At 68.1% G+C, this 23,435-nt stretch carries 24 protein-coding genes; 8 read left to right on the forward strand and 16 right to left on the reverse strand.

Annotated features, from left to right (window positions below):
- Positions 1-53: 53 nt before the first annotated feature.
- Together ABTV10_RS17160 and ald are read right to left on the reverse strand one after the other, a co-directional pair.
- Positions 54-446, reverse strand: a complete 393-nt coding sequence (locus ABTV10_RS17160) for a hypothetical protein (protein WP_499028765.1) — start codon at positions 444-446, stop codon at positions 54-56.
- Positions 447-577: 131 nt separating this feature from the next.
- Complete coding sequence (ald, locus tag ABTV10_RS17165; protein ID WP_499028768.1) at positions 578-1,720, reverse strand: alanine dehydrogenase; 1,143 nt, start codon at positions 1,718-1,720, stop codon at positions 578-580.
- A gap of 160 nt (positions 1,721-1,880) precedes the next feature.
- Here ald and ABTV10_RS17170 point away from each other — a divergent pair, with 160 nt between their 5' ends.
- Complete coding sequence (locus ABTV10_RS17170; RefSeq protein ID WP_499028769.1) at positions 1,881-3,188, forward strand: outer membrane protein assembly factor BamB family protein; 1,308 nt, start codon at positions 1,881-1,883, stop codon at positions 3,186-3,188.
- Positions 3,189-3,200: 12 nt separating this feature from the next.
- Here the strand turns inward: ABTV10_RS17170 and ABTV10_RS17175 are convergent, their stop codons facing one another.
- The 8 genes from ABTV10_RS17175 to ctaD form a co-directional block, all read right to left on the reverse strand.
- A complete protein-coding gene (locus ABTV10_RS17175) occupies positions 3,201-4,358 on the reverse strand; it encodes a THUMP-like domain-containing protein (protein ID WP_499028771.1) in 1,158 nt (385 codons plus the stop codon).
- Between the two features lie 16 nt (positions 4,359-4,374).
- Positions 4,375-5,349: a methyltransferase domain-containing protein gene (locus tag ABTV10_RS17180; protein WP_499028773.1), complete on the reverse strand. Its 975-nt coding sequence runs from the start codon at positions 5,347-5,349 to the stop codon at positions 4,375-4,377.
- A gap of 131 nt (positions 5,350-5,480) precedes the next feature.
- The gene (locus ABTV10_RS17185; RefSeq protein ID WP_433605839.1) at positions 5,481-6,260 is read right to left on the reverse strand and encodes an enoyl-CoA hydratase/isomerase family protein; all 780 of its coding nucleotides are present in this window, start codon (positions 6,258-6,260) and stop codon (positions 5,481-5,483) included.
- 20 nt (positions 6,261-6,280) lie between these two features.
- Positions 6,281-7,147, reverse strand: a complete 867-nt coding sequence (locus ABTV10_RS17190; RefSeq protein WP_499028774.1) for an NUDIX hydrolase — start codon at positions 7,145-7,147, stop codon at positions 6,281-6,283.
- 92 nt (positions 7,148-7,239) lie between these two features.
- Positions 7,240-8,061 (reverse strand): ABC transporter ATP-binding protein, encoded by an 822-nt coding sequence (locus ABTV10_RS17195; protein ID WP_499028776.1) that lies wholly within the window; start codon positions 8,059-8,061, stop codon positions 7,240-7,242.
- Positions 8,062-8,129: 68 nt separating this feature from the next.
- Positions 8,130-8,879, reverse strand: coding sequence for a peptidyl-tRNA hydrolase (locus ABTV10_RS17200; RefSeq protein WP_499028777.1), 750 nt, complete (start codon positions 8,877-8,879; stop codon positions 8,130-8,132).
- Positions 8,880-8,899: 20 nt separating this feature from the next.
- The gene (gene serB / locus ABTV10_RS17205; protein ID WP_499028779.1) at positions 8,900-10,099 is read right to left on the reverse strand and encodes a phosphoserine phosphatase SerB; all 1,200 of its coding nucleotides are present in this window, start codon (positions 10,097-10,099) and stop codon (positions 8,900-8,902) included.
- A 168-nt stretch (positions 10,100-10,267) separates the two neighbouring features.
- A complete protein-coding gene (gene ctaD, locus ABTV10_RS17210; protein ID WP_499028780.1) occupies positions 10,268-11,914 on the reverse strand; it encodes an aa3-type cytochrome oxidase subunit I in 1,647 nt (548 codons plus the stop codon).
- Positions 11,915-12,361: 447 nt separating this feature from the next.
- Between ctaD and ABTV10_RS17215 the strand changes: the two genes are divergently transcribed.
- The 3 genes from ABTV10_RS17215 to ABTV10_RS17225 are packed head-to-tail and all read left to right on the forward strand — an operon-like array spanning position 12,362 to position 14,927.
- Positions 12,362-13,369: an ABC transporter substrate-binding protein gene (locus ABTV10_RS17215; protein ID WP_499028782.1), complete on the forward strand. Its 1,008-nt coding sequence runs from the start codon at positions 12,362-12,364 to the stop codon at positions 13,367-13,369.
- Between the two features lie 49 nt (positions 13,370-13,418).
- Positions 13,419-14,441 carry an ABC transporter substrate-binding protein gene (locus ABTV10_RS17220; protein ID WP_499028784.1) on the forward strand — a complete coding sequence of 341 codons (1,023 nt, stop codon included), beginning with the start codon at positions 13,419-13,421 and terminating at the stop codon, positions 14,439-14,441.
- Positions 14,442-14,450: 9 nt separating this feature from the next.
- The gene (locus ABTV10_RS17225; RefSeq protein WP_499028786.1) at positions 14,451-14,927 is read left to right on the forward strand and encodes an NUDIX hydrolase; all 477 of its coding nucleotides are present in this window, start codon (positions 14,451-14,453) and stop codon (positions 14,925-14,927) included.
- 4 nt (positions 14,928-14,931) lie between these two features.
- On the opposite strand, the gene ABTV10_RS17230 is transcribed toward ABTV10_RS17225, so the two are convergent.
- Positions 14,932-15,318: a VOC family protein gene (locus ABTV10_RS17230; RefSeq protein ID WP_433605855.1), complete on the reverse strand. Its 387-nt coding sequence runs from the start codon at positions 15,316-15,318 to the stop codon at positions 14,932-14,934.
- Between the two features lie 149 nt (positions 15,319-15,467).
- On the opposite strand from ABTV10_RS17230, the gene ABTV10_RS17235 reads away from it, so the two are divergent.
- Positions 15,468-15,968, forward strand: a complete 501-nt coding sequence (locus ABTV10_RS17235; RefSeq protein ID WP_499028787.1) for an RDD family protein — start codon at positions 15,468-15,470, stop codon at positions 15,966-15,968.
- Positions 15,969-16,046: 78 nt separating this feature from the next.
- Here ABTV10_RS17235 and nrdF read toward each other — a convergent pair whose 3' ends face one another.
- Genes nrdF through ABTV10_RS17255 form a run of 4 tightly spaced genes read right to left on the reverse strand, consistent with a single transcriptional unit; the run spans position 16,047 to position 19,991 of the window.
- The gene (gene nrdF / locus ABTV10_RS17240; protein ID WP_433605859.1) at positions 16,047-17,054 is read right to left on the reverse strand and encodes a class 1b ribonucleoside-diphosphate reductase subunit beta; all 1,008 of its coding nucleotides are present in this window, start codon (positions 17,052-17,054) and stop codon (positions 16,047-16,049) included.
- 46 nt (positions 17,055-17,100) lie between these two features.
- Positions 17,101-19,206 carry a class 1b ribonucleoside-diphosphate reductase subunit alpha gene (nrdE, locus tag ABTV10_RS17245; protein WP_499028789.1) on the reverse strand — a complete coding sequence of 702 codons (2,106 nt, stop codon included), beginning with the start codon at positions 19,204-19,206 and terminating at the stop codon, positions 17,101-17,103.
- 38 nt (positions 19,207-19,244) lie between these two features.
- On the reverse strand, positions 19,245-19,703 hold the full coding sequence (nrdI, locus tag ABTV10_RS17250) for a class Ib ribonucleoside-diphosphate reductase assembly flavoprotein NrdI (protein WP_433605863.1): 459 nt from the start codon (positions 19,701-19,703) through the stop codon (positions 19,245-19,247).
- Between the two features lie 54 nt (positions 19,704-19,757).
- On the reverse strand, positions 19,758-19,991 hold the full coding sequence (locus ABTV10_RS17255) for a redoxin NrdH (protein ID WP_280761381.1): 234 nt from the start codon (positions 19,989-19,991) through the stop codon (positions 19,758-19,760).
- A 590-nt stretch (positions 19,992-20,581) separates the two neighbouring features.
- Between ABTV10_RS17255 and ABTV10_RS17260 the strand changes: the two genes are divergently transcribed.
- Entirely contained in the window at positions 20,582-21,259 is a 678-nt protein-coding gene (locus ABTV10_RS17260) for a siderophore-interacting protein (protein WP_499028792.1), read from the forward strand.
- Positions 21,260-21,323: 64 nt separating this feature from the next.
- Here ABTV10_RS17260 and ABTV10_RS17265 read toward each other — a convergent pair whose 3' ends face one another.
- Entirely contained in the window at positions 21,324-21,887 is a 564-nt protein-coding gene (locus ABTV10_RS17265; protein ID WP_499028794.1) for an NADPH-dependent FMN reductase, read from the reverse strand.
- 100 nt (positions 21,888-21,987) lie between these two features.
- On the opposite strand from ABTV10_RS17265, the gene ABTV10_RS17270 reads away from it, so the two are divergent.
- Both ABTV10_RS17270 and ABTV10_RS17275 read left to right on the forward strand, forming a co-directional pair.
- On the forward strand, positions 21,988-22,602 hold the full coding sequence (locus tag ABTV10_RS17270; protein ID WP_499028796.1) for a TetR/AcrR family transcriptional regulator: 615 nt from the start codon (positions 21,988-21,990) through the stop codon (positions 22,600-22,602).
- 9 nt (positions 22,603-22,611) lie between these two features.
- Positions 22,612-23,433 (forward strand): META domain-containing protein, encoded by an 822-nt coding sequence (locus tag ABTV10_RS17275; protein ID WP_499028798.1) that lies wholly within the window; start codon positions 22,612-22,614, stop codon positions 23,431-23,433.
- Positions 23,434-23,435 lie beyond the last annotated feature (2 nt).

Raw genomic sequence — 23,435 nt, forward strand, 5'->3', positions numbered from 1 at the left:
ACACAAGCCTACGGACCGCGACTGTGTGTCTCGTCACGTGCCCTCGGTGTCGGTTACGCAGCGCGTCGTCCGACGCCGTGATCACCCCACGCCTCTCCGCTCCAGGACCGGCTCGCCCAACTCGGGATGACGGTGACGTGACGCCGCCGCGCCCGCTGCCGACGCCGGCGCACCAGCCAGTCGTCGTCGTGCGCGACCAGAAAGGCGGTGGCGGCCCCGACGACAGCGGTCACGAGCATGGCGACGATCGACGCCATGAAGAGACCCACCGCACCGGCGATCCCGGCGACGAGGAGAGCGGCGACGACGCGACCCGCCGAAGGGGATCCGAGGAGATAGTCGTCCTGCGGGTCGGCCGCGACGGACGATTTCTCGCGAGTGGGGGGCGCCGCCGGGTCGACGGCCTTACTCGTAACGGGTTGATGCGCTTGCTCTTCGGATTCCATCCCCGATCCCGGCTGCATGAAACCATTAGACACAATCACGGGTGTCGTGTCGCAGGGAAATTAGATAAACGATCGGCAACAATCACCGGACACGCGAATTACACGGTTGACGTTCACACCAATCGGACAGTTCAACCACGCAGTGCATTTTCCACCGACACGTGCGGCAGCGCGTGCGCCAGCGCGACCGGCGCATGTGTCACCTGCCCGGACCAGGTATTGAGCCCCTCCGCGAGCGCGGAGTCGTCGCGCATCGCTGCGCGCCAACCCTTTCCGGCGAGCGCCGACACGAACGGCAGGGTGACATTTACCAAAGCGTGGGTGGACGTGTGGGGAACAACGCTCGGCATATTGGGAACCGCATAAATAATAGAATTGTGAACTACATAGGTCGGTTGATCGTGCGTGGTGGGCTGCGAATCCTCGAAGCACCCGCCCTGATCGATCGCCACGTCCACGAGCACACTCCCCGGCAGCATCCGGGACACCTGCTCGGACGACACGAGATGCGGTGCGCGGGCGCCGTGCACCAGGACCGCGCCGATCACCAGGTCCGCGTCGGTCAGAGTCAGCTCGAGTTCCGTGCGCGTCGAGATCGCCGTCGAGATCCGGGACCCGAACCGCACGTGCGCGGCCCGCAGGCGCTCGACGTCACGGTCGAGCACCGTCACCCGGGCGCCCATGCCGACGGCGACCGCCGTCGCGTGCGTCCCGGCGCTGCCCGCGCCGATGACGACGACCCGGGCCGGCTGGACGCCGGGCACGCCGCCGAGCAGGATGCCGCGCCCGGAGCCGTGCCCGGAGCCGTGCCCCGACGCCGTCGCCTGCAGGGCATGCGCGCCCACCTGGGTCGCCAGGCGGCCGGCGACTTCACTCATCGGGGCGAGCAGCGGAAGCGAACCGTCGGACCGTTCCACCGTCTCGTACGCGATCGCGGTGACACCGCTCGACAGCAGCGCCTCCGTGCACTCGAGCGACGCGGCGAGATGGAGGTAGGTGAACAGGACCTGCCCGCGTCGCATCAACCCATACTCCGGCGCGAGCGGTTCCTTGACCTTCACCACCAGATCGGCCTCGGCCCACACGTCCTCGGCGCGATCGAGGATCCGGGCGCCGGCCGCGACGAATTCGCCGTCGGGCATCGACGAGCCCACCCCGGCCCCACGTTCGACGAGCACCTCGTGTCCCTGCACGCGCAACTCGTTCACCGCGAGCGGCGTGAGCGCGACGCGTAGCTCCCCGTTCTTGATCTCCTTCGGCACACCAATTCTCATGATGTCTCCTCCGCCGGAACGGATCCGTGGGACCCGCCGCGACGACTGACGGAGGGCCTTTCATCGAGGGTCCCACGAAATGCGCCGGGGCGGTTCGCCGACGCCGAATCGTGGCCGGGATAGTCTCTGGTCCGACCAGATTCCGACTCGAGGAGATCCAATGCGGCGTGCCCTCAGGTCGTCGGCGGCAGCGCTGACGGCGATCTCGGCCCTCCTTCTCTCAGGATGCGGCGGGGATTCCGGCACCGAGAACGTCTTCGGCGCGGGCGGCTGGCCGGGGATGCACTCCGACGCCCGCAACAGCGACACCAGTGCAGTGACGGGCTCACGCTCGCTCGACTTCTCGTGGTCGCGTCCGATCGGGGGCCCGACGCCCACTCGGGCGACCGTCGCCGCCAGCGGTCAGGTCTTCCTCACCTCCCAAGCCGAGCAGGGCTGCAATCTCCTGTCGTTCCAGATCGAGTCCGGCCGCAAGCGCTGGTGCAACCGTGTCGGCCCCGGCGCCGCCGCCTCGTCGCCGGTCGTGGACGCTGCCACCAACGTCTACGTCGGCGAGGAAGGCGCGATGAGCTCGTTCAACGAGCACGGCCAGTTGCGCTGGCGCACACCGGTCACCGGGACTCCGCTTTCTGCCCAGTTCACCGGCGACGGCAACCTGCTGTTCGTCACCCAGCTCGGTCAGATCAACGTGCTCGACCCGCAGACCGGCTTCAAGGTGCTCCCGTCGTACGACCTGATTCCGCCGGCGTCGTGGACCCAGGGCTCGAACGTCGAACCGGTGCCCAACGGACTCGGTCTCGACCAGTGCTTCGACGGCGCGTCCCCGTGCCCGGTCTCGAGCTCCCCCGCGCTCGACCTGAGCAGCGGCCGTTTCGTCTTCACGTTCTGGCGGCCCGGTGCGGCGCAGGCCGACCTCGTCGCGATGCGCTACACCGGCGGAAGCGACCCGAGAATCGAGCAGGGCTGGTCCACGAGCACCCTGCCCGGCGGCAGCCCGTCCAGCCCGGTCCTGTCCGCCGACGGAAAGACTGTGTACGGCAACGACAATGCCGGGCATTTGTGGGCGGTGGACGCCGAATCCGGCACCCCCCGGTGGAGCCACGACCTCGGTTACCGGTCGCTGGGCGGCCCGTCCGTCTCGGCGGACGGACTGATCGTCCCGGCCGGCGGCGAGAACGGACGACTGCTGGCCCTGCGGGACCGCGGGGACCACGCCGAAGTGGCGTGGGAGCGCGGCGATCTGCGGCAGGTCGGCGCGCCGGCACAGACGGCCGGCGCGACCGGGTACACGGTGGTGCGCGACGGCGACAGCGGGACCGCGCTGCTCACGTTCGACACGAAGACCGGCGAAACCCTCGACCAGGACGCGCTCCCCGGTGCCACCGGCTTCACCGCGGGCACGTCGATCGGGCCGGACGGCGAGGTCCTCACCCCGACCCTGATCGGCGAACTGTTCGTGCTGAAGTAGACCGGAGGCCGGTCAGTCCCGTGCCGCGCACACGAACGCGACAGGAGTGCGCCCGATCCGGGTGAGCACCACCGACAGCGGTGTGGTGCCCCGCAGCTTCAGGCGCGGCCGCAGCACGGCCGGGTCCACGTCGAGGCCCCGCACCAGGATCTCGGCCGAACCGCAGTCCCGCGCCGCGAGTTCCTGCCGCAGCGCCTTCTCGGTGTACTTGAGCCGCGCCAGCACCCGGAACCCGCGCACCCCCTCAGGGACGCTGTCACCGGTCAGGTAGGCGATCCGGGGGTCGAGTTGCCAGAGCCCGTGCCGGGCCGCGTAGTGGCGCACCAGGCCCGCGCGCACGACCGCACCGTCCGGGTCGACGATCCACTCCCCCGGTTCCTGTTCGGGGATGTCGTCCGACTCGGCGTCGGTGATCTCCCACGCGGACCCGTCCGAGCGCAACACGCTCGCGCGTCGACGCACTCCGGCGCCGGACAGTCCCGGCGACCACAGGCACGCCTCGCGCACCCCGCCGTCGAGCGAGACGATCTCCACCTCGCCGTCCCAGTCGAGACGGTCGAAGTCGAGTCCCGGCGCGCATTTCACCGCGAGATCGCGCCCCGCGTAGACGTCGAGCAGGTCCGGCAGCGGCGGCATCAACGCCGCCGGGTCGTACGTGCGCTTGCCGCCGGACCGGCGCGCCGGGTCGGCGATCACGACGGTCTCGCGCGTGCACGGACGCAGTGCGTCGGCCCGCACGAGCGTCGCGCCGGGCACATTGTACGTGGCCATCGCGAGCCGCACCGGATCGAGATCGCTGCCGATCACAGTGTCCGCCAACGGGACCAGCGCCGACAGCTCGGCGCCGATCGAACAGGTGACGTCGTGGACACGTCGGCCCGCCAACCGGGCGCCGCGGTGCCGCGCGACGGCCAACGGCGTCGCCTGCTGCAACGCGTCGTCGGTGAACAGCCACGACGCGGCGCCGTGCAGTTTCGCCTCCGCCTTGCGCCGCAGCAGCACCGTCTCGATCAGCAGCGCGGCCCGGTCACCGAAACGCGCACGCGCCCGGCCGATGTCGGCCAGGCGCGTGCGCGTGGACAGCTCCGACTCCGCCGTCTCCGCCAGCGCCGTGATGCCTTCCGCGCTGCGCAGGTAGTCGACGTCGTCGATCGTGAAGTCGTATCCCAAAGCTCGTACGAATCGTTCAGTCGGTGGCGCCGGGCTTCACACCGGTGATCATGACGTTGTAGAAGAAGCCGCGCGGGACGACGTGCTGGAGCACCTTCTCGTCCACCCAGCTGAGGGTCTTCCAGCCGCCGAACGCGAACCTGCCCCAGCCCCAACCGAGCTTCTCCGGCGGCACCGCCGCCTCGAAGGTGCGCACCGGCCACCCCAGGAGCGCCGCAGCGAACTCCTCCGTCTTGGCCTTCACCTCGACCGCGCCGGCCGACTTGGCGATGTTCTCGAGGTCCGTCGGATCGAACGTGTGCAGGTCGACGACCGCCTCGAGCGCGGCGGCGCGGGACGACTCGTCCAGCTCGGTCTGCGGGCGGCGCCAGTCCGACAGGAACGGCAGCTTGGTGACGGTCGTCGTCGCGGCCCACGTCGCGCGGCCGAGCCAGCGCGCGTAGAAGTTGCCGATCGTCGTCGGCTCACCGGCGAACACGAAGCGCCCGCCCGGCTTGAGGACCCGCAGGACCTCGCGCAGCGACTGCTCGACGTCCGGGATGTGATGCAGCACCGCGTGCCCGACCACGAGGTCGAACGTGTTGTCCTCGTAGGGGATCGTCTCGGCGTCGGCGACGCGGCCGTCGACCGGGAGCCCCAGGTGCTCGGCGTTGCGCAGCGCGACCTTCACCATGCCCGGCGACAGGTCCGTGACCGAACCCGTCTTCGCGACGCCGCCCTGCATCAGGTTGAGCAGGAAGAAGCCCGTTCCACAGCCCAGTTCGAGTGCCCGCTCGTACGGCAACGGCTGATCGCCGGCGACGGCGTCGAACCGGCCGCGCGCGTAGTCGATGCAGCGCTCGTCGTATGAGATCGACCACTTGTCGTCGTAGGTCTCCGCTTCCCAGTCGTGGTAGAGGACCTGGGCGAGCTTGGTGTCCTGCAGCGCGGCCTCGACCTGTTCGGCGGTGGCGTGCGGGTTCGGCGCGGGATCTGTCGGGCTTGCACTCATGCAGGGAATCCTACCGAAAGGTAAGGAATGAACAAGTTCTAGTTTTCACTCTCTCGGAGGCGCGTTTTGCGCACTTGTCGATGCTCTCGGGGTCCCGCAGACAGCGACAAGTGCGCAAAACGCGGGAGCAGCTACTTACCGGTGAACTTCGCCTTGCCGGGGCCGTTCTCGACGAACGACTGCATGCCGATGGTGCGGTCCTCGGTCGCGAACAGCGACGCGAACAGGTGCTGCTCGATCTTCAGACCCGTCGCGAGATCCGTGTCGAGACCCTCGTCGATGGCGGCCTTCGCGGCCGCGAGCGCACGGCTCGCCGCACCCGTGAACTGCGACGCCCACGTGCGGGCGGCGTTGTACACCTCGTCCGGGGCGACCATCTCGTCGATCAGACCCATCTGCAGGGCCTCCTCCGCGCCGACGAAGCGGCCCGTGAAGACCATGTCCTTCGCCTTGGCCGGGCCGACGAGGCGGGCCAGGCGCTGCGTGCCGCCGCCGCCGGGGATGATGCCCAGCAGGATCTCCGGGACGCCGAGCTTGACGTTGTCGCCGGCGATACGACGGTCCGCACCGAGCACGACCTCGAGGCCGCCGCCGAGCGCGTAGCCGGTGATCGCGGCGACCGTCGGCTTCGGGATGTCCGCGATCGCGCCCAGCGCCGACTGCAGCTCGGCGACGATCTCGCTCATCTGGACGAAGTCGAGCTCGATCATCTCCTTGATGTCGGCGCCCGCGGCGAACACCTTCTCGCCGCCGTACACGACGACGGCCTTGACCTCCGGATCGACGGTCGCCTGACGCGCCGCCTCCCGAATCTCCTCCTGCACCTGACGGTTCAGGGCGTTCATCGGGGGACGTGCCAGACGGATCGTGCCGATACCTTCGGAAACCTCGAGGGTCACAAACTCAGCCATGCGGCTCAGGCTACTGGGCGTCATCCCCAGGGCAGCGCCCCGGTGTCGTAGTAGCCCGCGTCGCCCGGGAACGCCACCCGCGGCTTGCCGTCCACGAAGCTCAGTTCCGGCAGGATCGGCGAGATCTCCGGCTCCGCAGCGAGAATCGCGTCGACGCTGTCGAACTGGCCCAATGCGGCCAGCTGGCTCCAGGTGGGCGGCAACAGGACACTGCGGCGCTCTCGCCAGTCCTCGACGGCCGCGGCCGGCGTCCGCCACGCGACCTCCGCGGCCTCCGACGTCTCCCCGTCGGCCCGCTGCCCCTCCGGCAGCACCGCCACGAAGAAGCGGGTGTCGTAACGACGCCCCTCCTGGACGGGGGTGATCCAGTTGGCCCACGGGCGCAACAGATCCGTGCGCAGGACCAGATTCTCGCGCGCGAGAAAGTCCGCGAACGACAACTCCCGGGACTCCAGCTGGCGACGCGCCTCCGCGTAGCCACTGGTGTCGGCCACGACGGTGTCCTCGGTGGGCCCGGCGAGCAGAACCCCGCACTCCTCGAAGGTCTCCCGCACGGCCGCGCACACGAGCGCCTTGGCACGCGGCGCGTCCACGCCGAACCGCTCGGCCCACCACGACAGCGACGGACCCGCCCAACGCACGTCGGCAACACTGTCGCTCGGGTCGACCCCGCCGCCCGGAAACACCGTCATCCCGCCGGCGAAGGCCATCCCGGCGACCCGACGGAGCAGGAACACCTCGACACCCGACTCCGCATCGCGGACGAGCATCACCGTCGAGGCGTCCTTGGGCGCGGGAGCGGTGGACGCGGTCTGCGTCTCGTCGAACATTCCGGCCTGCTGCGCGGCGCCGGAGGAAGAGGCGCCCGACTCTCGAGTAGTTCCCATACCGGGAACTTACGCCCCGAGTGACGGACGCCTCACCACCAGTCCCATCGCGCGGAGAGGCTCCGCGTGTCGCGGATCGTCTCCGGCGGATGTCAGGCCCGATGCAGACCGGGGTGGCGGGTGCGGCGCGCGAAGTACCGGCCGTCGACCCGGTCGAGGCTGATCGACTGGCTGAACGCCTCGCTGAGATTCTCGGCGGTGATGACGTCGTCGAGCAGGCCCTGCGAGACGACCCGCCCCTCGGACAGCAGCAGCGCGTGCGTGAATCCCGGCGGGATCTCCTCGACGTGGTGCGTGATGAGCACGGTCGCCGGCGAATCGGGATCGGCGGCGAGATCGCCCAGGCGCGCGACGAGTTCCTCGCGGCCGCCGAGGTCGAGGCCCGCGGCCGGCTCGTCCAGCAGCAACAGTTCGGGATCGGTCATCAGGGCACGGGCGATGAGCACACGCTTGCGCTCGCCCTCGGACAGCGTCCCGTAGGTGCGGTCGGCCAGGTGCTCGGCACCGAGGCTCTCGAGCATCTCGACCGCGCGCTCGGTGTCCATGTTCTCGTACTGCTCACGCCACCGGCCGAGCACCGCGTACCCGGCCGAGACCACCAGATCCTTCACCACCTCGTCGGCCGGAACCCGGTGCGCGAGAGCCGACGACGACAGGCCGATCCGCGGACGCAGCTCGGTGACGTCGACGCGACCGAGGGTCTCGCCGAGCAGCCGGGCGACACCGGCGGTGGGGTGAACCTCGGCCGCGGCGATGCGCAGCAGCGACGTCTTGCCCGCGCCATTGGGGCCGAGCACGACCCACTTCTCGTCGAGCTCCACCTTCCAGGAAACCGGACCGACGAGGGTCGCTCCGCCCCGGCGAATCAGGACATCTTCGAAATCGATGAGGAGATCAGGATCTGGTTCCGACACAGCGACCATCTTCCCGCACCGACTTTCGACGGCTCCGACTGGACCGGACCTGCGTGTCGCCTGCCGGCTCAGCGAACCGGGGCGATCACCGTCATCGAACCGGGTGCCACCTCGGTGAACCCAGCGTCGCGCACCGCGATCGCGCGGCCGGCGGCGACCTCGTCACACAGTGCGGCCCAGGCCTTCTCGTCGGCGTCCCGAACGGCACAGCGATAGTCGTCGGCCGCCCACGCGAGGGCGCGGTCCACGGACATCGCGCCGGCCAGGAGCATCGACGCGTGCCCGACCTGCGCGGCGGCCTTGCCGACGGTCATCCCGAGCGAGGCGTTCACCCACAGCGTGGGCAGCGCGTCCGGCACCGCTCCCGGCTGGTCGTGGTCGAGATCCGTGCCACCGATCTGCAGCTTCTTGATCCGCGCGTCCAGGTCTCCGACCCGTCCCGGCACCAGCGCCCGCGCCTGGGCACCGTCGGCGTCGACGGTCACCCCGTCGACGTCCTGAGCAGCGAGCCACTGCGCGCCGCGGGCCCGACGGGCCACCTTGCGGATGCGGGCGTCGGTCCATTCCCGCAGCGCGTGCTGCCACGGTCCGGGTGTCCCGTCCGGGTCCGGTCCGACACGGTCGTCGAGGCACAGCGCGACGGTCGCCGACGCCGCCGCGGCGAGCAGTGCGCTGCGCGCGGGCGGGTCGGTCTTGGGGATGTGCAGCACGATCGGCATCGCCAGCACCTGCGCGGGGTCCGCCGGGTCCGGGCGGCTGCCGTACCCGGCGGCCAGCACGGCGTGACGGGCCGCGAAGCCGTCGCCCGTCTGTGTCACGTGGCGGTCCACGGCCGGTGTCATGGGATCGGCACGCGCCGCACGACACCGTCGACCGCGTCGGCGGCCTCGACCTCGTCGCGGGTGACGCCGAGCACGAACAGCACCGCGTCGAGGAACGGGTGCGACAGCGCGGTGTCGGCCACCTCGCGCAGCGCCGGCTTCGCGTTGAACGCGACACCGAGACCGGCGGCGGTGAGCATGTCGATGTCGTTGGCGCCGTCGCCCACCGCGACGGTCTGCTCCATCGGAACGCCGACCTCGGCCGCGAACTTGCGCAGGGCGGTGGCCTTGGCGGCGCGGTCGACGACGTCGCCGACCACCCGGCCGGTGAGCTTGCCGTCGACGATCTCGAGCGTGTTGGCCTGGACGAAGTCGAGTTCGAGTTCGTGCGCGAGACCCTCGATCACCTGGCGGAAGCCGCCCGACACGACACCGCAGTGGTAGCCGAGCCGACGCAGGGTCCGGATCGTGGTGCGCGCGCCCGGGGTCAGCTGCAGGTCCGCGGCGACGTCGTCGATGACGGACGCGTCGAGTCCGGCGAGGGTGGCCACGCGCTGGTTGAGCGATTCGGTGAAGTCGATCTCGCCGCGCATCGCCGCCTCCGTGACGGCGCGGACCTCGTCCTCGACGCCGGCCCGGGCCGCGAGCATCTCGATGACCTCGCCCTGCACGAGCGTCGAGTCGACGTCGAAGACGATCAGCCGCTTGGCGCGCCGGGCCAGGCCGCCGCGCTCGACGGCGACATCGACGTTCTCCCCTGCCGCGACCTCCGCGAGGCCCGCCCGCAGCTGCGCGTCGGCCTCGGCACCGGTCCCCGACGCCGTGACCATCAGCTCGAGCCCGGTGACCGGGTAGTCGGCGATGCCGCGGATCGAATCGATGTTGGCGCCCTGTCGGGCCAGTTCACGCGACAGCGAGCGGAACGCCCGCGCACTGACGGGGCTGCCGAGGACGACGACCGCGTGGGTCGACACCTGCTGGCGCCCGGCCGGGTCGGCACCGATCTCGACGTCGACGTTCATGCCGACGGTGTCCATGGCCTCCTCGAGCTCCTCCTGGAGGGACTCGGGGTCGGTGGGGCACTGCACGAGGACGCCGAGGGTGAGCCGTCCGCGGATCACCACCTGTTCGACGTCGAGGAGGCTCACATCGTGACGCGACAACGCCGCGAAGAGCACCGACGTCACGCCGGGCCTGTCCGGACCAGTAACCGTCACCAGAACAGTGGCGTCTGACGCACCCACCGAGTAACTCCGTTCGTTTGGGCTCGAACAACGTGGAAGAAATGCCGCTCCCCATTCTGCCAAGTGGGGGCGGCAGCAACGGAAAGGCCCCGCCCGAGATTCGGGCGGGGCCTTCCGGTAGAGCAGGGACCCTGCGGTCCGTCAGGACTTGCTGTCCTCGAGCACTGCGGTGGCGTGCTTGCCGCCGTGGCCCGGTCCGACATGGGCCTCGGCGCGCATGCGGTCGACCATGTGCGGGTAGTGCAGCTCGAATGCCGGACGCTCCGAACGGATCCGGGGCAGCTCGGTGAAGTTGTGGCGCGGCGGCGGGCAGCTGGTGGCCCACTCGAGCGAGTTGCCGTAGCCCCACGGGTCGTCGACCTTGACGACCTCGCCGTAGCGGTAGCTCTTGAAGACGTTCCACAGGAACGGCAGCGTCGAGGCACCGAGGATGAACGAGCCGATCGTGGAGACGGTGTTCAGCGTGGTGAAGCCGTCGGACGGCAGGTAGTCGGCGTAACGACGCGGCATGCCCTCGTTGCCCAGCCAGTGCTGGACCAGGAAGGTGGTGTGGAAGCCGACGAAGGTGGTCCAGAAGTGCCACTTGCCGAGGCGCTCGTCCATCATGCGGCCGGTCATCTTCGGGAACCAGAAGTAGATGCCCGCGTAGGTGGCGAACACGATGGTGCCGAAGAGCACGTAGTGGAAGTGCGCGATCACGAAGTACGAGTCGGTGACGTGGAAGTCGATCGGCGGGCTCGCGAGCAGAACGCCCGACAGGCCACCGAAGAGGAAGGTCACGAGGAAGCCGACGGAGAACAGCATCGGCGTCTCGAACGTGAGCTGTCCCTTCCACATCGTGCCGATCCAGTTGAAGAACTTCACACCGGTCGGGACCGCGATGAGGAACGTCATGAAGGAGAAGAACGGCAGCAGAACCGCGCCGGTGGCGTACATGTGGTGCGCCCACACGGCGATCGACAGGGCCGCGATGCCCATGGTGGCGTAGACCAGGCCGCTGTAGCCGAAGATCGGCTTACGCGAGAAGACCGGGAAGATCTCCGAGACGATGCCGAAGAACGGCAGCGCGATGATGTACACCTCGGGGTGACCGAAGAACCAGAACAGGTGCTGCCACAGCAGGACGCCACCGGTGGCCGGATCGAAGATGTGGCCACCGAGGTGACGGTCGACGAACAGACCCATGAAGGCGGCGGTCAGCAGCGGGAACGCCAGCAGGATGAGGACGCTGGTGATGAGGATGTTCCACGTGAAGATCGGCATGCGGAACATGGTCATGCCGGGGGCGCGCAGGCACGCGATGGTGGTGATGAAGTTGACGCCACCGAGGATGGTGCCCAGGCCGGCGACGGCGAGACCCATGATCCACAGGTCGGCGCCCATGCCCGGCGAGTGCAGCGAGCTGGTCAGCGGGGTGTAGGCGGTCCAACCGAAGTCGGCGGCACCACCCGGGGTGATGAAGCCGGCCGTGGTGATGATCGCGCCGAAGAGGTACAGCCAGTAGCTGAACGCGTTCAGACGCGGGAACGCCACGTCGGGAGCGCCGATCTGCAGCGGGACGATGTAGTTCGCGAAGCCGAACACGACCGGGGTCGCGTACAGCAGCAGCATGATCGTGCCGTGCATCGTGAACAGCTGGTTGAACTGCTCGTTCGACAGGAACTGCAGGCCAGGAACTGCGAGCTCGGTGCGCATCAGCAGCGCCATCAGGCCGCCGATGAGGAAGAACGCGAAAGAGGTGACCAGGTACATGATCCCGAGCACCTTGGGATCAGTGGTCGTCACCATCTTGTAAATGAACGAGCCCTTGGGTCCCTGCCGCGGCGGGTACGGCCTCGCTGCTATCTCTGGGACTGGCTGGGGCGCTACGGCAGTCACTGATCCTCCTGAATGTGCCCTTGGTCGCTCCGCAGGCTCGCTCCGAACCCCCACCCCATGCTCGAGGCAGACGTTCTCTGGCTTGCGCTCATCGAATCGTAGACGGTGCTTTCGCGCCTCGCGGACCGGGTCCTACTCCCTGTCGTACACGGGCCCTTCCACCACCACCTGATAGGGCCGCGAGCAGGACTTTAGTCCTCGATCGCCCACGCAACCCGCCGCGATGGGCGTGTCGAGCATGTCCGACTCGGGAAGACGTGAGCACGTCGCCGGCGACAGCACCGGACAACATTCAGGATGCTGTTAAGGTACCCCTTACTTAACCAAGCCTCACCTTATCTTCCTGGAGCTCCACTCGTGTTCAGATCGCCCCGACGCGTCCTCACCTCACTTGCCGCTGCGGGAGTGGCGGTCAGCCTGACCCTCACCGGCTGCTCGTCCTCCGACACCACCGCAGACACCGACGAGACAACGACCACGGCCTCGACCGAGTTCCCGCGGACCGTCGAGCACTTCCGCGGTGCGGCGAACATCGACGCGCAGCCGCAGCGCATCGTCACCCTCGACAACAGCTACGCCGACGCCGTCCTCCTCCTCGAGTCGCCGCTCGTCGGCTACGTCGACTATCGCGAGCAGGGCCTGCCCGACTACCTCGGCGACGCCCGTACGGAGTACGCCGCCGACGCCGTCTCGGTCGGCAAGGTGTCGAACGCCAGCCTCGAGAAGGTCGCCGAGTTGCAGCCCGACCTGATCCTCTCGGCCGAGGTGCGCGACGGAAAGAACTACGAGGCGCTCTCCGCGCTCGCGCCGACGGTGTTCTCTCAGTCGACCGGACCCACGTGGAAGGACAACATCCGACTCGTCGCACGGGCCCTCGGCAAGGAGGACCTCGCGGAGCAGAAGATCGGCGAGTACGAGGCCCGCGCGAAGGCGATCGGCGACGAGATCAACGCCAAGGCGAACAACCCGGCGGTCTCGGTCGTCCGCTTCGCCGGTGAGCCGACCGCCCGCCTCTACCGGACGACGTCGTTCAGCGGCATCGTCCTCGCCGACGCCGGACTGGCCCGTCCGGCCAGCCAGGGACCGGATCCCGCGGACGCCGGCAGCATCATGAACGCGATCAGCCCGGAGCGGATCAACGAGGCCGACGCCGACGTCATCTTCGTCGCGACGTACGAGGATCCCGCCGGCAAGTCGCTCGAAGCGGCGCAGGCCTTCCTGCAGAACCCGCTGTGGGGAACGCTGAAGGGCCGGATCGTGAACGTCGACGACGCGATGTGGATGACGCCGGTCAGCATCCAGGGCGCGCACGAGATCCTCGACGACCTCGCGGAGGCGTTCGGGGTGGACCCGCACAACAGCTAACCTGGATCGGCCCGCACACGCCGCGCTCGCCGAACAGGAAGTCGTCGCATTGTCCAGTTCCCAGCCCGTTCGCACCGTCCGCCGCGCCGCCGTCGCCGTGATCGCAGCGTCGGCGGTTCTCCTGGGACTCACCGGGTGCGGTGACTCGGCGGACGACGACGCGAGCACCATCGTGCGGACCACCACCAAGATCGCGGGCGCGGGTGTCGTCAGCGTCGAACGCGACACCCGCGCCGCCTGCGCGACGCCCACCCCGGCCGACCCCGGCGCCACCGATCCGCGACGCATCGTCGTCCTCGACGGCGCCGCAATGGATTCGGTGTGCGCACTGGGCCTGTGGGAGCGCGTGGTCGGCGCGGCGACGTCGGACGGCGAGACCCCGCAGCCGGCGTACCTCGGTACCGGAATCTCGTTGCTGCCCAGCGTCGGCCCGGAGTCGGCACCGGACGTCGACCGGATCGCGGAGGCGGCGCCGGACCTGATCCTCGGATCGGCACCGGCGTCCCCCGAGCTCGCCGACCGCCTGAAGACCGTCGCGCCCACCGTCTTCGTCGGCGACGATCCGGTCCAGTGGAAGTCGCGGTTCCTCGCGGCCGGCAAGGCGCTCGGACGGTCCGGTGCGGCGCGGCAGGCACTCGACGCGTACACCGCGGACGCCGCGCGGATCGGCACCGAGATCAACGCGCGCCAGACGCAGGCATCGGTGATCCGGTTCAGGTCCGACGCGGCCGCGATCGAGGGCCCCGGGTCGTTCTCCGGCCAGGTGCTCGCCGACGCGAACGTCCAGCGTCCGCCCTACCAGCGAATCGAGGTGGCGTCGAAGGACATCGACGACCTCGGCGGTCTGTCGGCGGCCGAGGGCGACCTGATCTACGTCAGTTTCGACGGGCCGGGCGGCCTCGAATACGGCACGTCGGTGATGGAGTCGGACGCCTGGTACAACCTCGGTGCGGTCACCGACAGCCGTGTCTTCGCCGTCGACGACGAGGTGTGGAACGCCGGCAACGGCGTGGTCGCGGCCCGCGCGGTTCTCACCGACCTCCAGGAAAGCCTCAACGGGTACGTCAGCTAGGAGCCACCGATGCCGGTACCGGAATTCGTTGCGGCGCTGCGGGAACACGTCGGACACGACCCGCTGTGGCTGCCGGGGGTCAGCGTCGTCTTGCTCGACGACGACGGCCGACTTCTGCTCACCCGGCGCGCCGACAACGGCCTGTGGGCCGTGGTCTCCGGGATCCTCGAACCCGGCGAGGACCCCGGACCGGCGGTGCTCCGGGAGATCCGCGAGGAGACCGGACTCGAGGCGGAACTGGTGCGTGTCATCAGCGTCGGCGCCGCCGGCCCCGTCACGTACCCCAACGGCGACATCGCCAGCTACCTCGACGTGTGCTTCCTCGCCCGGGCGGTGTCGGGTGAGGCTCGCGTCGCGGACGACGAGAACCTCGACGTGCGCTGGTTCTCCCCCGACGCCCTGCCGCCCGACATGACCTCGTCGTCGAAGCGGCGCATCGCCACGGCCCTGCGCGACGACGAACACGCGTGGTTCGCGCAGGGTTGAGAGCTCAGCCCTGCGCCGTCTCCCACAGCCCCATGACGTTGCCCTCGGTGTCCCGGAAGTAGGCGGCGAACCCCATGTCCCCCACCGGTTGTTTCGCCGACACCGTCGCACCGCCCAACGACTCGATCTTGGCCAGCGCGGCATCGATGTCCTCGACGTTGATGGTGATGACCGGGCCGGTCGGGGACTGCTCGGAACGCTCGAACATGCCACCCCCGATGTACCCGGGCTCGGCCGGCATCCCCGATTCGGCGGCCGGTCCGGTCGCCACGCCGGTGTAGTTCAGTTCGGGCATCTCGATGAGGTTCCAGTCGAACGCCTGCCGGTAGAAGTTGCGGGCCCGGTCACCGTCGTCGAACGGGACCTCGAAATGCACTACTCGACCACTCATTGCCGTCTCCTCGATTGACGTCGGGCGCTGTCGTCGGTTGCGAGTCCTACCCTTTCGACAGTAGGCGCGCCGCACCGACCGCCACAACGGGTCGATCGAAACCCGCTCCCGCCATTGCCTTTCGCCGCTCCATCCGTCACCCTTCTCCGGTGACCACATCTGGGTTCGACGCGACCACTCCCCCGGACACGGCGGCGGCGCCGGTGGAAAGTCCGGACAAGCACGGCGAGTCGGGCGACCCGCGGTATCCGTCGCCACGCGATCTGCGTCAGGCGATCGCGTTCGTCGTCGACTGGGTCCTGCACGTAGCGGTGGGCCTGGCTGCCATGGCCGTGTGCATGGACATACCGGACATCGGGGACTGGGCCGCGCTCGCGCTGCCCATCGGCTGGATCGCGGCGTCGCTCGCGGATCGCGTCGTGCTGCAGCGCATCGTCCACGCGACCGTCGGCAAGGCATTGTTCGGCCTGTGCGTGATCCGTCCGTCCGACGGTTCGTGGCCGACGCTCGGCTACCTGCTGAAGTGGTGGCTGCTCGGGGCGCTCGACGCGGTCGCGACCTTCTCCGACAGTCCGTGGCTGGGCGATTACGACGGCTCGCCGGCTGTCGTCCGGCGCCGGGACGTCGCCGCCCTTCACGCCGCGCCCTGAAACGCCGATGGCCGAATGTCACATCGGTTCAGTTGTGCTGAACGAATGTGACATTCGGCCACAGCGGGTGGCGGGAAGCTAGAAGTCCCAGTCCTCGTCCTCGGTGTTGACGGCCTTGCCGATGACGTAGCTCGAACCCGACCCCGAGAAGAAGTCGTGGTTCTCGTCCGCGTTCGGCGACAGGGCCGACAGGATCGCCGGGTTGACGTCCGTCTCGTCCTTCGGGAACAGGCCCTCGTAGCCGAGGTTCATCAGCGCCTTGTTGGCGTTGTAGCGCAGGAACTTCTTGACGTCCTCGGTGAGCCCGACCTCGTCGTACAGGTCCTGGGTGTACTCCACCTCGTTGTCGTACAGCTCGAACAGCAGCTCGAACGTGTAGTTCTTGAGGTCGTCGCGCTCGGCCTGGCTGAGCTGCTCGAGCCCGCGCTGGTACTTGTAGCCGATGTAGTAGCCGTGCACCGCCTCGTCGCGGATGATCAGGCGGATCATGTCGGCCGTGTTGGTGAGCTTGGCCCGCGACGACCAGTACATCGGCAGGTAGAAGCCCGAGTAGAACAGGAACGACTCGAGCAGCGTCGAGGCGACCTTGCGCTTGAGCGGGTCGTCACCCTTGTAGTAGTCGAGGACGATCTGCGCCTTGCGCTGCAGGTTCGGGTTCTCCTCCGACCAGCGGAACGCATCGTCGATCTCCCGCGTGGTGCACAGCGTCGAGAAGATCTGCGAGTAGCTCTTGGCGTGCACGGACTCCATGAACGCGATGTTGGTGAGCACCGCCTCCTCGTGCGGGGTGACCGCGTCGGGGATGAGGCTCACGGCGCCGACGGTGCCCTGGATCGTGTCCAGCAGCGTGAGGCCGGTGAACACGCGCATCGTGAGCTGCTGCTCGTTCGGGGTGAGCGTGGCCCACGACTGGATGTCGTTGGACACCGGCACCTTCTCCGGCAGCCAGAAGTTGCCCGTGAGGCGGTCCCACACCTCCGAGTCCTTCTCGTCGGGGACGCGGTTCCAGTTGATCGCCGAGACGCGGTCGATCAGCTTGATGCGCGTGCCGTCGGCCGGAGAATGCACGTTGGGAGCGGAGGTCATCGTTCTTCCCTCTTCGAGTTTCGTTGCAGGGCTTGAGAATTGGCAATCACAACATGCACGAGACGCAACCCTCCACCTCAGTCCCCTCGAGCGCCATCTGACGCAGGCGGATGTAGTACAGCGTCTTGATTCCCTTGCGCCACGCGTAGATCTGCGCGCGGTTGACGTCACGCGTGGTGGCGGTGTCCTTGAAGAACAGCGTCAGCGACAGGCCCTGGTCGACGTGCTGCGTGGCTGCGGCGTAGGTGTCGATGATCTTCTCGTACCCGATCTCGTACGCGTCCTGGTAGTACTCCAGGTTGTCGTTCGTCAGGTAGGGCGCCGGGTAGTAGACGCGACCGATCTTGCCTTCCTTGCGGATCTCGATCTTCGCGGCCACCGGGTGGATGGAGCTGGTGGAGTTGTTGATGTACGAGATCGATCCGGTCGGCGGGACGGCCTGCAGGTTCTGGTTGTAGATGCCGTACTGCTGCACCGACGCCTTCAGCTCGCGCCAGTCGTCCTGCGTGGGGATGTGGATGCCGGCGTCCGCGAACAGCTGCCGTACCTTCTCGGTCTTGGGCTCCCACACCTGGTCGGTGTACTTGTCGAAGTACTTGCCGGACGCGTAGTCGGACTGCGGGAAGCCCTTGAAGTGGGTGCCGCGCTCCTTCGCGATCAGGTTCGACGCCCGGATCGCGTGGTACACGACCGAGTAGAAGTAGATGTTCGTGAAGTCGATGCCCTCTTCGGAGCCGTAGAAGATCCGCTCACGCGCGAGGTAGCCGTGCAGGTTCATCTGCCCCAGGCCGATCGCGTGAGAGTCGTTGTTGCCCTGCTCGATCGACGGAACCGAGTAGATGTGCGTCTGGTCCGAGACGGCGGTGAGCGCGCGGATCGAGGTCTCGATGGTCTTCGCGAAGTCCGGCGAGTCCATCGTCAGCGCGATGTTGAGCGAGCCGAGGTTGCACGAGATGTCCTTGCCGACATGGCTGTAGGACAGGTCGTCGTTGAACGTCGACGGCGTCGAGACCTGCAGGATCTCCGAGCACAGGTTCGAGTGCGTGATCTTGCCGTCGATCGGGTTGGCCCGGTTCACCGTGTCCTCGAACATGATGTACGGGTAGCCCGACTCGAACTGCAGCTCGGCGAGGGTCTGGAAGAACTCGCGCGCCTTGATCTTCGACTTGCGGATCCGCTTGTCGTCGACCATCTCGTGGTACTTCTCGGTGACGTTGATGTCCGCGAACGGCACACCGTAGATGCGCTCGACGTCGTACGGCGAGAACAGGTACATGTCCTCGTTCTTCTTCGCGAGCTCGAACGTGATGTCCGGGATCACGACACCCAGCGACAGCGTCTTGATGCGGATCTTCTCGTCCGCGTTCTCGCGCTTGGTGTCGAGGAAGCGGTAGATGTCCGGGTGGTGCGCGTGCAGGTACACCGCGCCCGCGCCCTGACGGGCACCGAGCTGGTTGGCGTACGAGAACGAGTCCTCGAGCAGCTTCATGATCGGGATGACGCCGGAGCTCTGGTTCTCGATCTTCTTGATCGGGGCGCCGTGCTCACGAACGTTGCTGAGCAGCAACGCAACTCCGCCACCGCGCTTGGACAGCTGCAGGGCCGAGTTGATGGAGCGACCGATGGACTCCATGTTGTCCTCGATGCGCAGCAGGAAGCACGAGACGGGCTCGCCGCGCTGCTTCTTGCCGGAGTTGAGGAACGTCGGGGTGGCCGGCTGGAAGCGACCGGCGATGATCTCATCGACCAGTTCGGTCGCGAGGGTCTCGTCGCCCGCGGCGAGGGTCAGCGCCACCATGCAGACGCGGTCCTCGAAGCGCTCGAGGTACCGCTTGCCGTCGAACGTCTTGAGGGTGTACGAGGTGTAGTACTTGAAGGCGCCGAGGAAGGTCGGGAACCGGAACTTCTTGGCGTACGCGCGGTCGATCAGCGACTTCACGAACTCACGGGAGTACTGGTCGAGCACCTCGGGCTCGTAGTAGTTCTCCTCGACCAGATAGTCGAGCTTCTCGTCCAGGTTGTGGAAGAAGACCGTGTTCTGGTTGACGTGCTGAAGGAAGTACTGCCTCGCGGCCGCGACGTCCTTGTCGAACTGGATCTCGCCGTTGGGACCGTACAGGTTCAGCATCGCGTTGAGCGCGTGGTAGTCCAACTCGCCCGCCGACGCGTCGGGTCGTGCCGCAGTGCGCTCTACACTCCCAGCCGGGGCTGAATCTGTGATTGTCGGTGCCACTGTTCACTCTCCATGAATAGTTCGAGGCCGTCGCGGACAGCCTGGACATCCTCGGCTGTCCCCATCAGTTCGAAGCGGTACAGGTACGGGACCCGGCACTTCTGGGAAACGATGTTTCCCGCGTAGCAGTAGGACTCGCCGAAGTTCGTGTTGCCGGCAGCAATCACCCCTCGAATGAGGTCGCGATTGTGCGTGTTGTTGAGGAATCGGATGACCTGCTTGGGCACGTAACTCGTGTCGCGACCCATCGCAGTGGTCCCGCCACCGTAGGTGGGCAGGATCAGAACGTACGGTTCGTCGACTTCGAACGTGCCTTCACGGTCATGAATTGGAATCCGCGTAGCGGGGACACCGAGTCGCTGAACGAATCGGTGTGTGTTCTCCGACACGCTGGAGAAGTACACCAGCGAAGCCATCGGCGTTCACCATTTCATTCGTGGATCAGCCCCGCGGCACTGCCGCGCGGCGCCTCACGCAGCGTTTGCGGTGAGGTCCTTGATGCGGTCCGGACGGAAGCCCGACCAGTGGTCGTCGCCTGCGACCACAACGGGTGCCTGCAGGTATCCGAGGGCCATCACGTAGTCGCGTGCTTCGGGGTTCTCGGAGATGTCGACGACGTCGTATTCGAGACCGGCCTTGTCGAGGGCGCGGTAGGTGGCATTGCACTGAACGCAGGCGGGCTTGGTGTAGACGGTGATGCTCATATTGGTCTCTCTTTCCAATGGCCTTGCGAGCTTGGGTTGTGCAGTCTTCGCGCCGAGGATGAGGCCCCACTTCGTGCCCGGGATTCGATTGGTTCCCGTTGTGCCCTCTCGGCTGTGTAGACACTACACCTTGTGGCCGACAGATACGCACAGCGCGAGATCTTGTGAGTTGCACTCGTGAAATTCCCAGGTCGAAACCCCGCAGAGGGATCGATTCAGGAGACCTTCGGCGTGTCGCGGGTCACAGGTTCGGCGGTGATTTCCGGCACATCCACCACGCCGTACAGCCGGGGAACGCAGGTCGGCCCCGCGCGCCCGGTCCAGCCGGTCCGCGACACTCCCCGCGTGTCGTTCCGGGCGCCACCGGGGTGCCGGCACACGTCGCGCACGTCGAGGTCGCCCGCCCGCAAACGACACGCCGGGGCGCGACACGCGGAACCGCGCACGGAACCCGCACGACGATGCCCCTCGGCACACCCGGCCGTTCGTTAACTGAAAAGTAACCATCGACCGTCCGACGGAATTGCGGCCACCGATCTGTGTCAGGGTTGCCCGCGCCCTCGAGTCCGAGTCCCTACCGCTTCGCGGCGGTGTCGCACGTCGCACGCGTCACGCCCAACATGCAGCGAATCACCCTCTACGGTGGCGACCTGACGGGATTTGTCTCGAGCGGCGACCCCGACGAGCGCCTTCTCGTGGTGTTTCCGGACGAGGGCGCGGACTGGCCGCCGCAGCCGATCGGCGACACGTGGGACTACCCCGCGGACGGCCCGCGGCCCGAGATGCGCAGATACACGGTGCGGCGCTGGGACTGCGAGACGTGCGAGATGGACATCGACTTCGCAGTCCACGACGGCGGTGCGGCCGCGCGCTGGGCCCGGCCGACGCGACCGGGTCAGGTTCTGGGCGTCACGACCGCGTCGGGCTGGTACCTCCCGCCCGTCGGGACCGCGTGGCGACTACTCGTCGCGGATATGACTGCGGCCCCAACCGGCGGCGCCGGGTACATCTGGTTCGCCGGTGAGGCGGGCTGTTCGCGTGAGGTGCGCCGCTGGGTGCGCCATGAACTGGGTCTGCTGACCGAACACGTCATCGGCTACTGGCGCGCCGACAAAGAGGCGTGGACCGCCCACTACGGGCAGGTGCGCGACCGGATCAAGGCGGCCCGGACCGCGGCGCTGGCGGCGGGCGGTGACTTCGACGCGGTGCGCGCCGCCGTCGACACGGCAATGGAGGACGCCGGACTCCTAGGCCCCCGATACAGCTGAAGGGTTCCTTCATGCGCTCTGAGCGCATGAAGGAACCCTTCAGCTGTTGGAGACGACAGGGACGTCAGGCGCTGACGAGATCCTTGGAAGCCTCGACCAGAGCGGCGACGACGCCACCGACCTGCTGCGCGACCTCGGCGTTCTCACGCGGGTGCAGGTCGCCGAACTTCTGGATGGTGCCGCCGATGGACAGTTCGGCGTCGAGGACGTTGCCGCCGGCGACGCCGAGGGCCTTGCGGGCGTCGTCGTGCGCCCACTTGGCGGCGTTGGGGCTCGGGGATGCGCTGATGACGGCGACCGGCTTGTCCTTGACGGCACCGGCGCCGTACGGACGCGACAGCCAGTCGATGGCGTTCTTCAGGACTGCGGGAACGGTGCCGTTGTACTCCGGGGTGACCAGGAGCAGGGCGTCGGCCTGGGCGGCCGCGGCACGCAGTTCGTCGACACCGGCGATCGCGGCGCCGGGGACGTCGACGTCCTCGTTGTAGAAGGGCAGGGCGCCGAGGCCCTCGAAGATCGTCAGCTCGACGCCCTCGGGGGCGACGGCTGCGGCAGTCTCGGCGACCTGACGGTTGACGGAGCCGGCGCGCAGGCTGCCGACCAGGACGAGAACGCGGGTGTCAGACATGACGGATTCCTTCGTGGTGCGATCGTTGAAGCTGCAACAGGTATAGCACCACAAACGGACCGCGGTCCACTTATGTTCCCGCTGGGCTACGATGCGTGACGTGAACAGCCCGCTGCTTCCGCTGGTGGATGCCGAGATCCCCGAGCGATGTGACGCTGCCCGCAATCGGAAACTGCTCCTGGACGCGGCGGCCCAACTCGTCGCGGAACGGGGCGTGGACGCGGTGACGATGGAAGCCGTCGCCGCGAAGGCCGGTGTCGGCAAGGGCACCGTGTTCCGGCGGTTCGGTAGCCGGTCGGGCCTGATGAACGCGCTGCTCGACCACACCGAACGCGAGCTGCAGCACGCGTTCATGTTCGGTCCCCCACCCCTCGGCCCCGGCGCGGACCCGATCGTCCGGCTGATCGCGTTCGGACGCGCGCGGCTCGACATGGTGACGGTCCAGGGCGACGTGCTTCGGGCGGCCGAGGACTCCCCCGAGTTCCGCTACTCGAGTCCGGCCCGCGCGGTGAGTCTGCGGCACATCGTGACTCTGCTCACCGACGCCGGTGTCGACGGGGACGTCGAACTGCTGGGGTCCGCACTGCTCGCCCCGCTGGAGGCGAGCCTGGTCCTGCACCAGCTGCGGGTCGCCGGGATGCCGCACCGACGCATCGCCGACGCCTGGGAGGACTTGGCGCGCAGGATCACCGGAGCGGGCCCCGCTTCCCGCTAGGGTGTGGCCATGCGCACGCTTCCGGTCGCTCTCGCCTTGCTGTGTGCCGCCACGCTGAGCGCGTGTGGCAGCACGGCCGACGGAGCCGACACCAATTCCACGGCCGAAACGCCGGCGGTGTCGACACCCGCCTCGCCCGCGGACGCGCTGTGGGGCCGGACGTTCCTGTCGACCTCCGTGACCGGATCGACGATCCCCGGCGGCGGCCCGCTCGAGGTCGCGTTTCCGGAGCCGGATCACATCGCCATGAGCGCGGGCTGCAACCGGGGCGTGAGCAGCGTCGACCTCTCCGACGGAACCGTGAAGACCGGTCCGATCGCGACCACGATGATGACCTGCCCCGGCGAGTTGGCCGGCGCGGACAAGTGGATGACGGACCTGTTCGCCACGCAGCCGTCGTGGACGCTGGCCGACGACGCCCTCACGCTGGCGTCGCAGGACATCACCGTGATACTCACCGACAAGAAGACCACCGAACCTGATCGCCCCGTCATCGGGACCACCTGGGCGGTCGACGCACTGATCAAACCGGATGCGGTCGTCACCTCGGCCGCGATCGAGGCGTCAGCCCCGACGCTGACGATCGGCCAGGACGGCCAGGCCACCGGCTCGACCGGGTGCAACCGCTTCAGCGGCCCGGTCCGCGTGGGCGACAGCACCATCACGTTCGGGAAGCTCGCGACCACCCGGGTCGCGTGTCCGGACGACGTCGCCGTCGTCGAGCGAGCGGTGTTGCACGTCCTCGACGGTGAGGTCACCTACACCGTCGACGGCCCCACCATGAAGCTGACGCAGGCCGACGGCACCGGTCTGCAACTGCGCGGAAACTGAGA

The sequence above is a fragment of the Paraburkholderia sp. RHO2 genome, assembly GCF_050955445.1.
GTDB lineage: Bacteria > Actinomycetota > Actinomycetes > Mycobacteriales > Mycobacteriaceae > Prescottella > Prescottella agglutinans_A.